This is a genomic window from Pseudomonas moraviensis (assembly GCF_900105805.1).
In the GTDB taxonomy this organism is placed as follows: Bacteria; Pseudomonadota; Gammaproteobacteria; order Pseudomonadales; family Pseudomonadaceae; genus Aquipseudomonas; species Aquipseudomonas moraviensis_A.
This window is the reverse complement of sequence record NZ_LT629788.1, coordinates 1,018,699-1,033,931: the sequence shown is the minus strand read 5'-3', so window position 1 is coordinate 1,033,931 and position 15,233 is coordinate 1,018,699. Positions and strand designations below refer to the sequence as shown.

The window sequence follows — 15,233 nt, the reverse complement described above, 5'->3', positions numbered from 1 at the left end:
ATGAACAGCACGCTTATCCAGACAGACCGTTTCACCTTGAGTGAAACCGAGCGCTCGGCCATCGAGCACGAGCTGCATCACTATGAAGACCCGCGCGCGGCGTCGATCGAAGCCCTGAAAATCGTTCAGAAGGAACGCGGCTGGGTGCCGGACGGCGCCCTGTACGCGATCGGCGAGATCCTCGGCATCCCGGCCAGCGACGTTGAAGGCGTGGCGACGTTCTACAGCCAGATCTTCCGTCAGCCGGTCGGCCGCCACATCATTCGCGTCTGCGACAGCATGGTCTGCTACATCGGCGGCCACGAGTCGGTGGTCAGCGAAATCCAGAACAATCTGGGCATCGGCCTGGGTCAGACCACCGCCGACGGTCGTTTCACCCTGCTGCCTGTCTGCTGCCTCGGCAACTGCGACAAGGCACCGGCGCTGATGATCGACGACGACACCTTTGGCGATGTCCAGCCTGCTGGCGTGGCCAAACTGCTCGAGGGCTACGTATGACCCTGACATCTTTCGGTCCTGCCAACCGCATTCAGCGGTCGGCCGAGACGCATCCCCTGACCTGGCGTCTGCGCGATGACGGCGAAGCCGTGTGGCTCGACGAGTACCAGGCCAAGAACGGTTACGCTGCCGCGCGCAAAGCCTTCGCCGACATGGATCAGGACGCCATCGTCCAGACCGTGAAAGACGCCGGCCTCAAGGGTCGCGGCGGTGCCGGCTTCCCCACTGGCGTGAAGTGGGGTCTGATGCCCAAGGACGAATCCATCAACATCCGCTACCTGCTGTGCAACGCGGATGAAATGGAGCCGAACACCTGGAAAGACCGCATGCTGATGGAGCAACTGCCCCATCTGCTGATCGAAGGCATGCTGATCAGTGCCCGCGCACTGAAAACCTACCGTGGCTACATCTTCCTGCGCGGCGAATACACCACCGCCGCCAAGCACCTCAACCGTGCCGTGGAAGAAGCCAAGGCGGCCGGCCTGCTGGGCAAGAACATTCTGGGCAGCGGTTTCGATTTCGAACTGTTCGTCCACACTGGCGCCGGGCGTTACATCTGCGGTGAAGAAACCGCACTGATCAACTCCCTCGAAGGCCGCCGCGCCAACCCGCGCTCCAAGCCGCCCTTCCCTGCCGCCGTCGGTGTGTGGGGCAAGCCGACCTGCGTGAACAACGTCGAAACCCTGTGCAACGTGCCGGCGATCATTGCCGACGGCGTTGACTGGTACAAATCGTTGGCCCGCGAAGGCTCCGAAGACATGGGCACCAAGCTCATGGGATTCTCCGGCAAGGTCAAGAATCCGGGCCTGTGGGAACTGCCATTCGGCGTCACCGGTCGCGAGCTCTTCGAAGACTACGCCGGCGGCATGCGCGACGGCTTCAAGCTCAAGGCCTGGCAGCCGGGGGGCGCCGGTACCGGTTTCCTCCTGCCGGAGCACCTCGACGCACAAATGTATGCCGGCGGCATCGCCAAGGTCGGCACCCGTATGGGTACCGGCCTGGCGATGGCGGTGGACGACAGCGTCAACATGGTCTCGCTGCTGCGCAACATGGAGCAGTTCTTCGCCCGTGAATCCTGCGGTTTCTGCACCCCGTGCCGCGATGGTCTGCCATGGAGCGTCAAGCTGCTGATGGCCATCGAACAGGGCAAGGGCCAGCCAGGCGACATCGAGACCCTGCTGGGTCTGGTCGGTTTCCTTGGCCCGGGCAAAACCTTCTGTGCTCACGCACCGGGTGCCGTGGAGCCGCTGGGCAGCGCCATCAAATACTTCCGTCCAGAGTTCGAAGCCGGTATCGCGCCTGTCAGCGCCGCCGTCCCGCCTCTGGCAAGGCCGATCGTAGTCGGCGCGTAAACGCTTAAAAGGCGAAGGGTCCGTGCCCTTCGCCTTTCGTCCGATGACGCCCTTCGGGGCTGTTTGGATTCGGACGCATAACAAGATTCCATTAGCCACGCCCGCTGACACCGGGCCAACGAAGACCTTTGAACCATGGCCACTATCCACGTAGACGGCAAAGCGCTCGAAGTCGACGGGGCAGACAACCTGTTACAGGCATGTCTGTCGCTGGGCCTCGACATTCCATATTTCTGCTGGCACCCCGCGCTTGGTAGCGTCGGGGCCTGCCGCCAGTGCGCGGTCAAGCAGTACACCGACGAGAACGACACCCGTGGTCGCATCGTCATGTCCTGCATGACCCCAGCCACCGACAACACCTGGATCTCCATCGACGATGAAGAATCCAAGGCGTTCCGCGCCAGCGTTGTCGAATGGCTGATGACCAACCACCCGCACGACTGCCCGGTGTGCGAGGAAGGCGGTCACTGCCACCTGCAAGACATGACAGTGATGACCGGCCACAACGAGCGCCGCTATCGCTTCAGCAAGCGCACCCACCAGAACCAGCAACTGGGCCCGTTCATTTCCCACGAAATGAACCGCTGCATCGCCTGCTACCGCTGCGTGCGTTTCTACAAGGACTACGCCGGCGGCACCGACCTCGGTGTGTTCGGCGCCCACGACAACGTGTACTTCGGTCGCGTGGAAGACGGCACCCTCGAGAGCGAATTCTCCGGCAACCTCACCGAGGTCTGCCCGACCGGTGTGTTCACCGACAAGACTCACTCCGAGCGCTACAACCGCAAGTGGGACATGCAGTTCGCGCCGAGCATCTGCCACGGCTGCTCGAGCGGTTGCAACATCTCCCCGGGCGAGCGTTACGGTGAACTGCGTCGTATCGAAAACCGCTTCAACGGTTCGGTGAACCAGTACTTCCTCTGCGACCGTGGCCGTTTCGGCTACGGCTACGTCAACCGTACCGACCGTCCACGTCAGCCGCTGCTGGCCGATGGCACCAAGCTCAGCCTCGACGCGGCGCTGGATAAAGCTGCCGACCTGCTGCGCGGGCGCAACATCGTCGGTATCGGTTCGCCGCGTGCCAGCCTCGAAAGCAACTACGCGTTGCGCGAACTGGTCGGTGCCGAGCACTTCTACTCAGGTATCGAAGCCTCCGAGCTGGAGCGCATCCGTCTGGTCCTGCAGGTGCTGCACGACAGCCCGCTGCCTGTGCCGAACATGCGCGACATCGAAGACCACGATGCGATCTTCGTCCTCGGCGAAGACCTGACCCAGACCGCCGCGCGCATGGCCCTGGCCCTGCGTCAGTCGGTCAAGGGCAAGGCTGAAGACATGGCCGAAGCCATGCGCGTCCAGCCTTGGCTCGACGCGGCGGTGAAGAACATCGGTCAGCACGCGCTGAACCCGCTGTTTATCGCCAGCCTCGCCGAAACCAAGCTCGACGACGTCGCTGAAGAATGCGTACACGCAGCTCCGGACGACCTGGCACGCATCGGTTTCGCCGTGGCTCACGCCCTCGATGCCAGCGCTCCGGCTGTCGAAGGCCTGGACGCTGAAGCCGTGGAACTGGCGCAGCGCATCGCCGACGCCCTGCTCGCCGCCAAGCGCCCGCTGATCATCGCCGGTACTTCGCTGGGTTCCAAAGCCTTGATCGAAGCCGCCGCGAACATCGCCAAGGCCCTGAAGCTGCGCGAGAAGAACGGTTCGATCAGCCTGATCGTGCCGGAGGCCAACAGCCTCGGTCTGGCCATGCTCGGTGGCGAATCGGTCGACGCCGCGCTGCAAGCGGTCATCGATGGCAAGGCCGACGCTATCGTCGTGCTGGAAAACGATCTGTACACCCGCACCGCCAAAGCCAAGGTCGATGCTGCGCTGAACGCCGCGAAAGTGGTGATCGTCGCCGACCATCAGAAAACCGCCACCACCGATCGCGCGCACCTGGTGCTGCCAGCGGCGAGCTTCGCCGAAGGCGACGGTACGCTGGTCAGCCAGGAAGGTCGCGCCCAGCGCTTCTTCCAGGTTTTCGATCCGCAATACCTCGACGCGAGCATTCTGGTGCACGAAGGCTGGCGCTGGCTGCACGCCCTGCGCGCGACCCTGCTGAACCAGCCGATCGACTGGACACAACTCGACCACGTCACCGCTGCCGTTGCCTCGAGCACCGCGCAACTGGCACGTATCGTCGATGCTGCACCTTCCGCTGCGTTCCGCATCAAGGGTCTGAAACTGGCGCGTGAGCCGCTGCGTTACTCCGGTCGCACCGCAATGCGCGCCGACATCAGCGTTCACGAACCGCGTACCCCGCAAGACCAGGACACCGCGTTCGCCTTCTCCATGGAAGGTTACTCGGGCTCTGCCGAACCGCGTCAGCAGGTGCCATTCGCATGGTCGCCGGGCTGGAACTCGCCACAAGCGTGGAACAAGTTCCAGGACGAAGTCGGTGGTCATCTGCGCGCTGGCGACCCGGGCACACGCCTGATCGAAAGCACTGGCGATTCGCTGAACTGGTTCGCCGCTGCGCCGCGTGCCTTCAACCCGGCGCCGGGTACCTGGCAAGCCGTGCCGTTCTTCCACCTGTTCGGCAGCGAAGAGAACTCGTCGAAAGCCGCCCCGGTGCAAGAACGCATTCCGGCGCCATATGTGGCTCTGGCGAAATCCGAAGCCGACCGCCTCGGTGTCAACGACGGTGCCCTGCTGAGCCTGAACGTGGCCGGCCAGACCCTGCGTCTGCCGCTGCGCATCAATGAAGAACTGGGCGCCGGTCTGGTGGCATTGCCTGCGGGCATCGCTGGCATTCCACCGGCATTCGCCGGCGTGTCCGTCGACGGTCTGCAGGAGGCAGCGCAATGACCTGGTTCACCCCTGAAGTGATCGATGTGATCCTGACGGTCATCAAAGCCATCGTGATCCTGCTGGCCGTGGTGGTCGCGGGCGCCTTGCTCAGCTTTGTCGAACGTCGCCTGCTGGGCTGGTGGCAGGACCGTTACGGTCCGAACCGCGTTGGCCCGTTCGGCATGTTCCAGATCGCCGCCGACATGCTGAAGATGTTCTTCAAGGAAGACTGGACCCCGCCGTTTGCCGACAAGGTGATCTTCACTTTGGCACCGGTGGTGGCCATGTCCGCCCTGCTGATCGCCTTCGCGATCATCCCGATCACCCCGACCTGGGGCGTGGCGGATCTGAACATCGGCCTGCTGTTCTTCTTCGCCATGGCCGGTCTGTCGGTGTACGCCGTGCTGTTCGCCGGCTGGTCGAGCAACAACAAGTTCGCCCTGCTCGGCAGCTTGCGTGCCTCGGCGCAGACCGTGTCCTACGAAGTGTTCATGGGCCTGGCCCTGATGGGCATCGTGGTCCAGGTCGGCTCGTTCAACATGCGCGACATCGTCGAGTACCAGGCGCAGAACCTGTGGTTCATCATTCCGCAGTTCTTCGGCTTCTGTACCTTCTTCATCGCTGGCGTCGCCGTGACTCACCGTCACCCGTTCGACCAGCCGGAAGCAGAACAGGAACTGGCCGACGGTTACCACATTGAATACGCCGGTATGAAATGGGGCATGTTCTTCGTCGGTGAATACATCGGCATCATCCTGATCTCGGCGCTGCTGGTCACCCTGTTCTTCGGTGGCTGGCACGGTCCGTTCGGCATCCTGCCGCAACTGTCCTTCGTCTGGTTCGCACTGAAGACCGCGTTCTTCATCATGCTGTTCATCCTGCTGCGCGCTTCCATCCCGCGTCCGCGTTATGACCAGGTGATGGATTTCAGCTGGAAATTCTGCCTGCCACTGACCCTGATCAATTTGCTGGTGACCGCTGCGGTTGTGTTGTTGAACACGCCTGCGGTTGCGGTTCAGTGAGGATTTGACCCATGTTCAAATATATTGGCGACATCGTTAAGGGTACCGGTACCCAGTTGCGCAGCCTGGTCATGGTCTTCGGCCATGGCTTTCGCAAGCGCGACACCCTGCAATACCCCGAGGAGCAGGTCTACCTGCCGCCGCGTTACCGTGGCCGCATCGTCCTGACCCGCGACCCCGATGGCGAAGAACGCTGCGTAGCCTGCAACCTGTGCGCCGTGGCCTGCCCGGTGGGTTGCATCTCGCTGCAGAAAGCTGAAACCGAAGACGGTCGCTGGTACCCGGACTTCTTCCGGATCAACTTCTCGCGCTGCATTTTCTGCGGTCTCTGCGAGGAAGCCTGTCCGACCACCGCGATCCAGCTGACCCCGGATTTCGAGATGGCCGAGTTCAAACGTCAGGACCTGGTGTACGAGAAAGAAGATCTGCTGATCTCCGGCCCCGGCAAAAACCCTGATTACAACTTCTATCGTGTTGCAGGTATGGCAATCGCTGGCAAGCCGAAAGGCGCTGCGCAGAACGAAGCCGAACCGATCAACGTGAAGAGCTTGCTGCCTTAAGGAAGAACGATGGAATTCGCTTTCTATTTCGCATCGGGTATTGCTGTGGTGTCCACGCTGCGTGTGGTCACCAACACCAATCCCGTGCACGCCCTGCTCTACCTGATCATCTCGTTGATCGCCGTGGCCATGACCTTCTTCGCCCTCGGTGCGCCGTTCGCCGGTGTGCTGGAAGTGATCGCCTACGCCGGCGCCATCATGGTGCTGTTCGTGTTCGTGGTGATGATGCTCAACCTCGGCCCGGCCTCGGTGCAGCAGGAACGCACCTGGCTCAAGCCCGGCATCTGGGCAGGACCGGTGATTCTCGCCGCGCTGCTGCTGGCCGAACTGCTGTATGTGCTGTTCGCTCACCAGAGCGGCCAGGCCATCGGCCACACCACCGTAGACGCGAAAGCCGTGGGCATCAGCCTGTTCGGCCCGTACCTGCTGGTGGTCGAACTCGCCTCGATGCTGCTGCTCGCCGCAGCCGTCACGGCGTTCCATTTGGGCCGTAACGAGGCGAAGGAGTAAGACATGCCTGCTATCCCTCTCGAACATGGATTGGCCGTTGCCGGGATCCTGTTCTGCCTTGGTCTGGTCGGCCTGATGGTCCGCCGCAACATTTTGTTCGTGTTGATGAGTCTGGAAGTGATGATGAACGCCTCTGCCCTGGCCTTCATCGTTGCGGGCGCCCGCTGGGCGCAGCCGGATGGACAGATCATGTTCATCCTGGTGATCAGCCTTGCAGCGGCCGAGGCCAGTATTGGCCTGGCGATCCTGCTGCAACTGTATCGCCGCTTCCACACGCTCGATATCGACGCTGCCAGTGAGATGCGCGGATGAACCTGATCTTTCTGACTTTCGTATTCCCTCTGATCGGTTTCCTGCTCCTGTCGTTCTCCCGTGGACGCTGGTCGGAAAACCTCTCGGCGCTGATCGGCGTGGGTTCCATTGGCTTGTCGGCGATTGTCGCTGCCTATGTCATCTGGCAGTTCAACGTCGCACCTCCCGAAGGCGGTCACTACACCCTGGTGCTGTGGCAGTGGATGGCGGTCGAAGGCTTCAAGCCTGACTTCGCCCTCTACGTCGACGGCCTGTCGATCACCATGCTCGGCGTGGTGGTGGGCGTCGGTTTCCTGATCCACCTGTTCGCGTCCTGGTACATGCGCGGTGAAGCGGGCTACTCGCGCTTCTTCTCGTACACCAACCTGTTTATCGCCAGCATGCTGTTCCTGGTGCTCGGCGATAACCTGTTGTTCCTGTACTTCGGCTGGGAAGGCGTGGGCCTGTGCTCGTACCTGTTGATCGGTTTCTACTACAGCAATCGCAACAACGGTAACGCCGCACTCAAGGCTTTCATCGTCACCCGCATCGGCGACGTGTTCATGGCCATCGGCCTGTTCATCCTGTTCCAGCAAGTGGGCACGCTGAACATCCAGGAACTGCTGGTGCTGGCACCGCAGAAATTCCAGGTCGGCGACTTCTGGATCACCCTGGCAACCCTGATGCTGCTGGGTGGTGCAGTCGGTAAATCGGCGCAACTGCCGCTGCAAACCTGGCTCGCGGACGCAATGGCCGGCCCGACCCCGGTGTCGGCACTGATCCACGCCGCAACCATGGTCACCGCCGGTGTCTACCTGATCGCCCGTACTCACGGCCTGTTCACCCTGGCGCCGGAAATCCTGCACCTGGTGGGCATCGTCGGTGGCGTGACTCTGGTTCTCGCAGGCTTCGCCGCGCTGGTACAAACCGACATCAAACGTATCCTCGCCTACTCGACCATGAGCCAGATCGGCTACATGTTCCTGGCGCTGGGCGTGGGTGCATGGGATGGCGCGATCTTCCACCTGATGACCCACGCGTTCTTCAAGGCCCTGCTGTTCCTTGCTTCCGGTGCGGTGATCGTTGCCTGCCACCACGAGCAGAACATCTTCAAGATGGGCGGTCTGTGGAAGAAACTGCCACTGGCCTACGCCAGCTTCATCGTCGGTGGTGCTGCGCTGGCCGCTCTGCCACTGGTCACCGCGGGCTTCTACTCCAAGGACGAAATCCTCTGGGAAGCGTTTGCCAGCGGTAACCACGGTCTGCTCTACGCAGGTCTGGTCGGTGCGTTCATGACCTCGCTGTACACCTTCCGCCTGATCTTCATCACGTTCCACGGTGAAGCCAAGACCGAAGCCCACGCCGGTCACGGCGTCGCTCACTGGCTGCCGCTGTCGGTGCTGATCGTGTTGTCGACTTTCGTCGGCGCCATGATCGTTCCGCCGCTGCACGGCGTTCTGCCAGAAAGCGTTGGCCATGCGGGTGGCGAAGCCAAGCACAGTCTGGAAATCGCCTCGGGCGCCATCGCTCTGGCCGGTATCCTGCTGGCAGCGCTGCTGTTCCTCGGCAAGCGTCGCTTCGTCACGGCGATCGCCAACAGCGGCATCGGCCGTTTCCTTTCGGCCTGGTGGTTCGCTGCCTGGGGCTTCGACTGGATCTACGACAAACTGTTCGTCAAGCCGTACCTTGCGATCAGCCATGTACTGCGCAAAGACCCGCTCGACCAGACCATCGGTCTGATCCCGCGTATGGCCAAGGGTGGTCACACCGCCCTGAGCCGCACCGAGACCGGTCAACTGCGTTGGTACGCTGCTTCGATGGCTGCGGGTGCCGTGCTGGTGATCGGCGCCATCGTGCTGGTAGCGGTCTGATATGAACCTTGCGAATTTGCGAAAGGAAACGAGCCCGTCATGATTCTGCCTTGGCTAATCCTGATCCCCTTCATCGGCGGCCTGCTGTGCTGGATGGCTGAGCGCTTCGGCGCCACCCTCCCGCGCTGGATTGCGCTGTTGACCATGACCCTGGAACTCGCACTCGGCCTCTGGCTGTGGGCCCACGGTGACTATTCATTCGCACCGGCGCCGGGCGCCGATCCGACCTGGGCGCTTGAGTTCAAGCATGTCTGGATCCAGCGTTTCGGCATCAACGTGCACCTGGCCCTCGACGGCCTGTCGCTGTTGATGATCCTGCTGACCGGTCTGCTGGGTATCCTCTCGGTACTCTGCTCGTGGAAAGAGATTCAACGTCACGTTGGCTTCTTCCACCTGAACCTGATGTGGATCCTGGGCGGTGTGGTCGGTGTGTTCCTCGCCCTCGACCTGTTCATGTTCTTCTTCTTCTGGGAAATGATGCTGGTGCCGATGTACTTCCTCATCGCGCTCTGGGGTCACAGTTCTTCGGACGGCAAGAAAACCCGGATCTACGCAGCGACCAAGTTCTTCATCTTCACTCAGGCTTCCGGCCTGATCATGCTGGTGGCGATCCTCGGTCTAGTGCTGGTCAACTTCAACAACACTGGCGTGATTACCTTCAACTACGCCGACCTGTTGAAAACCAAGATGTCGATGACCACCGAGTACATCCTGATGCTCGGCTTCTTCATCGCCTTCGCGGTCAAGCTGCCAGTGGTTCCGTTCCACTCCTGGCTGCCTGACGCTCACGCCCAGGCGCCGACTGCCGGTTCCGTCGACCTCGCCGGTATCCTGCTGAAAACCGCGGCCTACGGCCTGCTGCGTTTCGCCCTGCCGCTGTTCCCGAACGCTTCGGCCGAGTTTGCGCCGATCGCCATGACCCTGGGTCTGATCGGGATCTTCTACGGCGCGTTCCTCGCGTTCGCCCAAACCGACATCAAGCGTCTGATCGCCTTCTCTTCCGTTTCCCACATGGGCTTCGTGTTGATCGGCATCTACTCCGGCAGCCAACTGGCGCTGCAAGGTGCAGTGATCCAGATGCTCGCGCACGGTCTGTCGGCAGCGGCACTGTTTATCCTCAGCGGTCAGTTGTATGAGCGTCTGCACACTCGCGACATGCGTGAGATGGGTGGCCTGTGGTCGCGCATCGCCTACCTGCCGGCCATCAGCCTGTTCTTCGCTGCGGCGTCGCTGGGCTTGCCGGGTACCGGTAACTTTGTCGGCGAGTTCCTGATCCTGATCGGTTCCTTCGCCAGCGCTCCATGGGTCACGGCGATTGCCACGTCCGGTCTGGTGTTCGGTTCGGTCTACTCGCTGATCATGATCCACCGTGCCTACTTCGGCCCGTCGAAATCCGACGCGGTGCTGCATGGCATGGACGCGCGCGAACTGATCATGGTGCTCGGTCTGGCGGTGCTGCTGATTTACCTCGGCGTCTACCCGCAACCGTTCCTCGACACCTCTGCCGCCACCATGCATGGCGTGCAGCAGTGGCTCGGCACCGCCTTCTCTCAACTCGCTTCGGCCCGGTAAGAGCGCTATGGAATTCACGATTCAACACTTTATTGCGCTTGCGCCACTGTTGATCACCAGCCTCACCATTATCGTGGTGATGCTGGCAATCGCCTGGCGCCGCAACCACTCGCAGACCTTCCTGATTTCGGTGGCGGGTCTGAACCTGGCCCTGCTGTCGATCCTGCCGGCCCTGAAAGTCGCGCCTCTGGCCGTGACCCCATTGCTGCAGATCGATGCCTTCGCCTGCCTGTACATGGCGATGATCCTGGTTGCCACCCTCGCCTGCGTCACCCTCGCCCACGCCTACCTCGGTGATGGCGGTTCGGGTTACCCGGGCAATCGCGAAGAACTGTACCTGCTGATCCTGATGGCCGCCGCCGGTGGTCTGGTCCTGGTCAGCGCGCAACATCTGGCCGGTTTGTTCATCGGTCTGGAATTGCTCTCGGTACCGGTCTACGGTCTGGTGGCTTACGCCTTCTTCAACAAGCGTTCGCTGGAAGCCGGCATCAAGTACATGGTGCTGTCGGCCGCCGGTTCCGCGTTCCTGCTGTTCGGTATGGCGCTGCTGTACGCCGACGCCGGTTCGCTGAGCTTCGTCGGCATCGGTCAGGCCCTGGCCGCGACCGGTCTGCCTAGCCCGCTGGCGCAACTGGGCCTGGGCATGATGCTGATCGGTCTGGCGTTCAAGCTGTCGCTGGTTCCGTTCCACTTGTGGACGCCGGACGTTTACGAAGGTGCTCCGGCGCCGGTAGCCGCGTTCCTCGCGACCGCTTCGAAGGTTGCCGTGTTCGCGGTGATGGTGCGTCTGTTCCAGCTCTCCCCTGCCGCCAGCAGTGGCGTGCTGAGCGATGTGCTCAGCGTGATCGCAGTTGCCTCGATCCTGTTCGGTAACCTGCTGGCCCTGACCCAGAGCAACCTCAAGCGTCTGCTAGGTTATTCGTCCATCGCGCACTTCGGCTACCTGCTGATCGCACTGGTGGCGAGCAAGGGTCTGGCGGTGGAAGCTATCGGCGTGTACCTGGTCACCTATGTGATCACCAGCCTCGGCGCGTTCGGCGTGATCACCCTGATGTCCTCGCCGTACAACGGCCGCGACGCTGACGCGCTGTACGAGTACCGCGGCCTGTTCTGGCGCCGTCCGTACCTGACCGCCGTGCTGACTGTGATGATGCTGTCCCTGGCCGGTATTCCGCTGACCGCTGGCTTCATCGGCAAGTTCTACATCATCGCCAGCGGCGTCGAAACGCGTCAGTGGTGGCTGGTCGGCGCATTGGTGCTGGGCAGCGCCATCGGCGTCTTCTACTACCTGCGCGTGATGGTCACCCTGTACCTGATCGAGCCAAACCTGCGTCGCCACGACGCCCAGTTGCACTGGGAGCAGAAGGCAGGTGGCGTGATGCTGCTGGCCATCGCCCTGGTCGCGTTCTTCCTGGGTGTGTATCCGCAGCCGTTGCTGGTGCTGGTGCAACAGGCGGGTCTGGCGGGCTGATTGCCTGGCTGGTCTGGCTGAAAATGAAAACGGCACCTTCGGGTGCCGTTTTTTGTGGGTTTTAACGTCAAAAGATCGCAGCCTTCGGCAGCTCCTACATTGGGATGGTAAGGGTCTGTGGGAGCTGCCGAAGGCTGCGATCTTTTGACCTTAAACGCTCTCTCCGTTTGAGGAATTTGCCTTCAAAGGAGTGAGCAATGACGTCATGTCAGTCGAAAATGCGTCGGCTGACCCACCGCTATCGCGAGCAGGCTCACTCCTACAGTGGTCTTGAGTAGCACCGATCCAGTGTGGGAGTGAGCCTGCTCGCGAAAGCGGCAGATCAGGCAGCAAAAAAACGGCACCTTCCGGTGCCGTTCGCCTTTCACACTTCCACTATCACTTACGCGCATCCGCCCACGATTTCAGCAGTTCGCTATAGCTCACGGTTTCACCCTTCGGCTTCTCGTTCGCCAGTTTCGGTTTCGGTGCGCCCGGCTGGTCGAACCAGTATTGCGCGTCGCGCTCCGGGTTCATCTTCGGCGCGCAAGTGGCCTGGGCCTTGGAGCGTTCGAGACGGGTCATGATCGCGTCCTGATCCTTGGCCAAACCATCAAGCGCCTGTTGCGGGGTCTTCTCGCCGCTGGCGGCTTCGGCGATGTGGCTCCACCACAGTTGCGCCAGACGCGGATAGTCCGGCACGTTGGTGCCGGTCGGGGTCCATTGGACGCGGGCCGGGCTGCGGTAGAACTCGACCAGACCACCGAGTTTCGGCGCCAGATCGGTCATCGCTTGCGAATTGATGTCCGACTCGCGAATCGGCGTCAGGCCGACGATGGTTTTCTTCAGCGACACGGTTTTCGAGGTGACGAACTGCGCGTACAGCCAGGCCGCCAGTTTCTGTTTCTCAGGCGTGGACTTCATGAATGTCCACGAGCCCACGTCCTGATAGCCGAGCTTCATGCCCTCCTCCCAATACGGCCCGCGTGGCGATGGCGCCATCCGCCATTTCGGCGTGCCGTCGGCGTTGACCACCGGCAGGCCCGGTTTGGTCATGTCGGCGGTGAACGCGGTGTACCAGAAAATCTGCTGGGCGATGTTGCCCTGCGACGGCACCGGACCGGACTCGGAGAAAGTCATGCCGGCCGCTTCCGGTGGCGCGTATTTCTTCAGCCAGTCGACGTATTTGGTGGTGGCGAACACTGCCGCCGGGCCGTTGGTGTCGCCGCCACGGGTCACGCTGGAGCCGACCGGGTGGCAGTCTTCGACGCGGATGCCCCACTCGTCCACCGGCAAGCCATTGGGGATGCCCTTGTCGCCGCCACCGGCCATGGAGAACCAGGCATCGGTGAAGCGCCAGCCCAGCGACGGATCTTTCTTGCCGTAATCCATGTGGCCGTAGACGCGTTTGCCGTCGATTTCCTTGACGTCTTCGCTGAAGAATTTGGCAATGTCTTCATAGGCCGACCAGTTCACCGGCACACCCAATTCGTAGCCGTACTTTTCCTTGAACTTGGCTTTCAGGTCGGCGCGCTCGAACCAGTCGGCACGGAACCAGTACAGGTTGGCGAATTGCTGGTCGGGCAATTGGTAGATCTTGCCGTCCGGCGCGGTGGTGAACGAGATGCCGATGAAGTCCTTGATATCGAGGGTCGGCGAGGTGAAGTTCTTGCCCTCGTTGGCCATCAGGTCGGTGATCGATTCGGTCTTGCCGTAGCGAAAGTGCGTGCCGATCAGGTCGGAGTCGTTGACCCAGCCGTCATAGATATTCTTGTCCGACTGCATCACCGTCTGCATTTTCTCGACCACGTCGCCTTCCTGCAGCAGGTCGTGGGTGAGCTTGATCCCGGTGATTTCGCTGAAGGCCTTGGCCAGCACCTTGGACTCGTATTCGTGGGTGGTCAGGGTCTCGGAAACGACCTTGATGTCCATGCCGCGAAACGGCTCGGCCGCCTTGATGAACCACTTCAATTCTTCGAGCTGCTGTTCGGCCGTCAGGGTCGAGGGCTTGAACTCGCTGCCGATCCATTTTTTCGCCGCATCCTCATAGGCGTCTGCCCAGGCAGATGCGCTCAAACCGCTGAGTGCCAGCATGGCTGCCAATGAAATGCTATGTCGCAGCTTATTGTTTTTATCGAACATAGAGACCTCCTGTTTAAGTTGTGGAGCCGCGTTGCCGAACGATTCGACTAGCCCCAACGCATCACAGCCAACAGCCACACCAGGGACAACGCGGACGCCACCCAGATGCTCCAGTCGGTGACGCCGATTACCAGCAAGTGCAGGTAGGCGCTGCCGAGAAGACCGATAAACAAGCGATCGCCACGGGTGGTGGCAATCGGCAGAAACCCGCGCCGCAGAATGCTCGGCGAGCGCAATTCCCAGGTGGTCATGCCCACCAGAATCAGACCGATGCCGATGAAGAACGCGGCGGTCGGTGTCGTCCAGCTCATCCATTCCATCATCTGTTCCTCAGACTCGGCCGAGGGCAAAGCCCTTGGCCACGTGGTTGCGCACAAACCAGATCACCAGCATGCCCGGGAGGATGGTCAACACCCCCGCCGCTGCCAGCACGCCCCAATCGATCCCCGACGCCGACACCGTGCGCGTCATCACCGCGGCAATCGGCTTGGCGTTGACCGAGGTCAGCGTGCGCGCCAGCAGCAGCTCGACCCAGGAAAACATGAAGCAGAAAAACGCCGTGACACCGATGCCGGAACCGATCAACGGGATGAAAATCTTCACGAAGAACTTGGGGAAACTGTAGCCGTCGATGTAGGCCGTTTCGTCGATCTCCTTGGGCACCCCGGACATGAAGCCTTCAAGAATCCACACCGCCAGCGGCACGTTGAACAAGCAATGCGCCAAGGCCACGGCGATGTGCGTGTCGAACAGGCCGATCGACGAATACAACTGGAAAAACGGCAGCAAGAACACCGCCGGCGGTGCCATGCGATTGGTCAGCAGCCAGAAGAACAGATGCTTGTCGCCGAGGAAACGATAGCGTGAAAACGCGTAAGCCGCCGGTAGCGCCACACTCAGAGAAATTACGGTGTTGAGGCTGACGTAATACAGCGAGTTCAAATAGCCGGTGTACCAGCTCGGATCGGTGAAGATCACCTTGTAGTTCGCCAGCGTGAAATCCTGTGGGAAAAGCGTCAGGCCGCCGAGGATTTCGGTGTTGCTCTTGAACGACATGTTCAGCAACCAGTAGATCGGCACCAGCAGGAACAGAATGTACACCAGCAACGGAATAAGCTTTTTCTTGCTCATGG

General features: G+C 61.4%; 13 protein-coding genes. 10 read left to right on the top strand and 3 right to left on the bottom strand.

The features are described 5' to 3' along the window. The 10 genes from nuoE (at nt 1) to nuoN (ending at nt 11,979) form a co-directional block, all read left to right on the top strand. Nucleotides 1-498, top strand: coding sequence for an NADH-quinone oxidoreductase subunit NuoE (nuoE, locus tag BLU71_RS04960; protein WP_003223804.1), 498 nt, complete (start codon nt 1-3; stop codon nt 496-498). Then, complete coding sequence (gene nuoF, locus BLU71_RS04955) at nt 495-1,850, top strand: NADH-quinone oxidoreductase subunit NuoF (RefSeq protein ID WP_064363636.1); 1,356 nt, start codon at nt 495-497, stop codon at nt 1,848-1,850. The genes nuoE and nuoF overlap by 4 nt, the downstream gene beginning before the upstream one ends. 135 nt (nt 1,851-1,985) lie before the next feature. Further along, complete coding sequence (nuoG, locus tag BLU71_RS04950) at nt 1,986-4,700, top strand: NADH-quinone oxidoreductase subunit NuoG (protein ID WP_083352446.1); 2,715 nt, start codon at nt 1,986-1,988, stop codon at nt 4,698-4,700. Then, nucleotides 4,697-5,704 (top strand): NADH-quinone oxidoreductase subunit NuoH, encoded by a 1,008-nt coding sequence (nuoH, locus tag BLU71_RS04945; RefSeq protein WP_039763316.1) that lies wholly within the window; start codon nt 4,697-4,699, stop codon nt 5,702-5,704. Before nuoG ends, nuoH begins: the two co-directional genes overlap by 4 nt. A gap of 11 nt (nt 5,705-5,715) precedes the next feature. Continuing rightward, nucleotides 5,716-6,264 (top strand): NADH-quinone oxidoreductase subunit NuoI, encoded by a 549-nt coding sequence (gene nuoI, locus BLU71_RS04940; RefSeq protein WP_016775283.1) that lies wholly within the window; start codon nt 5,716-5,718, stop codon nt 6,262-6,264. Nucleotides 6,265-6,273: 9 nt separating this feature from the next. Next, nucleotides 6,274-6,774, top strand: coding sequence for an NADH-quinone oxidoreductase subunit J (gene nuoJ / locus BLU71_RS04935; RefSeq protein ID WP_007951462.1), 501 nt, complete (start codon nt 6,274-6,276; stop codon nt 6,772-6,774). Between the two features lie 3 nt (nt 6,775-6,777). After that, nucleotides 6,778-7,086 (top strand): NADH-quinone oxidoreductase subunit NuoK, encoded by a 309-nt coding sequence (nuoK, locus tag BLU71_RS04930; protein WP_003180046.1) that lies wholly within the window; start codon nt 6,778-6,780, stop codon nt 7,084-7,086. Next, nucleotides 7,083-8,936: an NADH-quinone oxidoreductase subunit L gene (nuoL, locus tag BLU71_RS04925; RefSeq protein ID WP_083352445.1), complete on the top strand. Its 1,854-nt coding sequence runs from the start codon at nt 7,083-7,085 to the stop codon at nt 8,934-8,936. Before nuoK ends, nuoL begins: the two co-directional genes overlap by 4 nt. Before the next feature lie 39 nt (nt 8,937-8,975). Further along, a complete protein-coding gene (gene nuoM / locus BLU71_RS04920; RefSeq protein ID WP_042609209.1) occupies nt 8,976-10,508 on the top strand; it encodes an NADH-quinone oxidoreductase subunit M in 1,533 nt (510 codons plus the stop codon). Between the two features lie 7 nt (nt 10,509-10,515). Beyond that, nucleotides 10,516-11,979, top strand: coding sequence for an NADH-quinone oxidoreductase subunit NuoN (gene nuoN / locus BLU71_RS04915; RefSeq protein WP_024013420.1), 1,464 nt, complete (start codon nt 10,516-10,518; stop codon nt 11,977-11,979). 378 nt (nt 11,980-12,357) lie between these two features. Here nuoN and BLU71_RS04910 read toward each other — a convergent pair whose 3' ends face one another. Genes BLU71_RS04910 through BLU71_RS04900 form a run of 3 tightly spaced genes read right to left on the bottom strand, consistent with a single transcriptional unit; the run spans nt 12,358 to nt 15,231 of the window. Next, a complete protein-coding gene (locus BLU71_RS04910; protein ID WP_042609208.1) occupies nt 12,358-14,100 on the bottom strand; it encodes an ABC transporter substrate-binding protein in 1,743 nt (580 codons plus the stop codon). A gap of 47 nt (nt 14,101-14,147) precedes the next feature. Then, the gene (locus BLU71_RS04905; protein WP_038861868.1) at nt 14,148-14,420 is read right to left on the bottom strand and encodes a DUF2160 domain-containing protein; all 273 of its coding nucleotides are present in this window, start codon (nt 14,418-14,420) and stop codon (nt 14,148-14,150) included. A gap of 10 nt (nt 14,421-14,430) precedes the next feature. After that, nucleotides 14,431-15,231: a carbohydrate ABC transporter permease gene (locus tag BLU71_RS04900; protein WP_024013421.1), complete on the bottom strand. Its 801-nt coding sequence runs from the start codon at nt 15,229-15,231 to the stop codon at nt 14,431-14,433. Nucleotides 15,232-15,233 lie beyond the last annotated feature (2 nt).

Excerpts from the sequence above, each read along its gene's own strand:
- BLU71_RS04905 (WP_038861868.1), bottom strand. The coding sequence starts at position 14,420 with ATGGAATGGATGAGCTGGACGACACCGACCGCCGCGTTCTTCATCGGC.
- nuoN (WP_024013420.1), top strand. The coding sequence starts at position 10,516 with ATGGAATTCACGATTCAACACTTTATTGCGCTTGCGCCACTGTTGATC.
- nuoK (WP_003180046.1), top strand. The coding sequence starts at position 6,778 with ATGCCTGCTATCCCTCTCGAACATGGATTGGCCGTTGCCGGGATCCTG.
- BLU71_RS04910 (WP_042609208.1), bottom strand. The coding sequence starts at position 14,100 with ATGTTCGATAAAAACAATAAGCTGCGACATAGCATTTCATTGGCAGCC.
- nuoH (WP_039763316.1), top strand. The coding sequence starts at position 4,697 with ATGACCTGGTTCACCCCTGAAGTGATCGATGTGATCCTGACGGTCATC.
- nuoM (WP_042609209.1), top strand. The coding sequence starts at position 8,976 with ATGATTCTGCCTTGGCTAATCCTGATCCCCTTCATCGGCGGCCTGCTG.
- nuoE (WP_003223804.1), top strand. The coding sequence starts at position 1 with ATGAACAGCACGCTTATCCAGACAGACCGTTTCACCTTGAGTGAAACC.
- BLU71_RS04900 (WP_024013421.1), bottom strand. The coding sequence starts at position 15,231 with ATGAGCAAGAAAAAGCTTATTCCGTTGCTGGTGTACATTCTGTTCCTG.
- nuoF (WP_064363636.1), top strand. The coding sequence starts at position 495 with ATGACCCTGACATCTTTCGGTCCTGCCAACCGCATTCAGCGGTCGGCC.
- nuoL (WP_083352445.1), top strand. The coding sequence starts at position 7,083 with ATGAACCTGATCTTTCTGACTTTCGTATTCCCTCTGATCGGTTTCCTG.
- nuoG (WP_083352446.1), top strand. The coding sequence starts at position 1,986 with ATGGCCACTATCCACGTAGACGGCAAAGCGCTCGAAGTCGACGGGGCA.
- nuoI (WP_016775283.1), top strand. The coding sequence starts at position 5,716 with ATGTTCAAATATATTGGCGACATCGTTAAGGGTACCGGTACCCAGTTG.
- nuoJ (WP_007951462.1), top strand. The coding sequence starts at position 6,274 with ATGGAATTCGCTTTCTATTTCGCATCGGGTATTGCTGTGGTGTCCACG.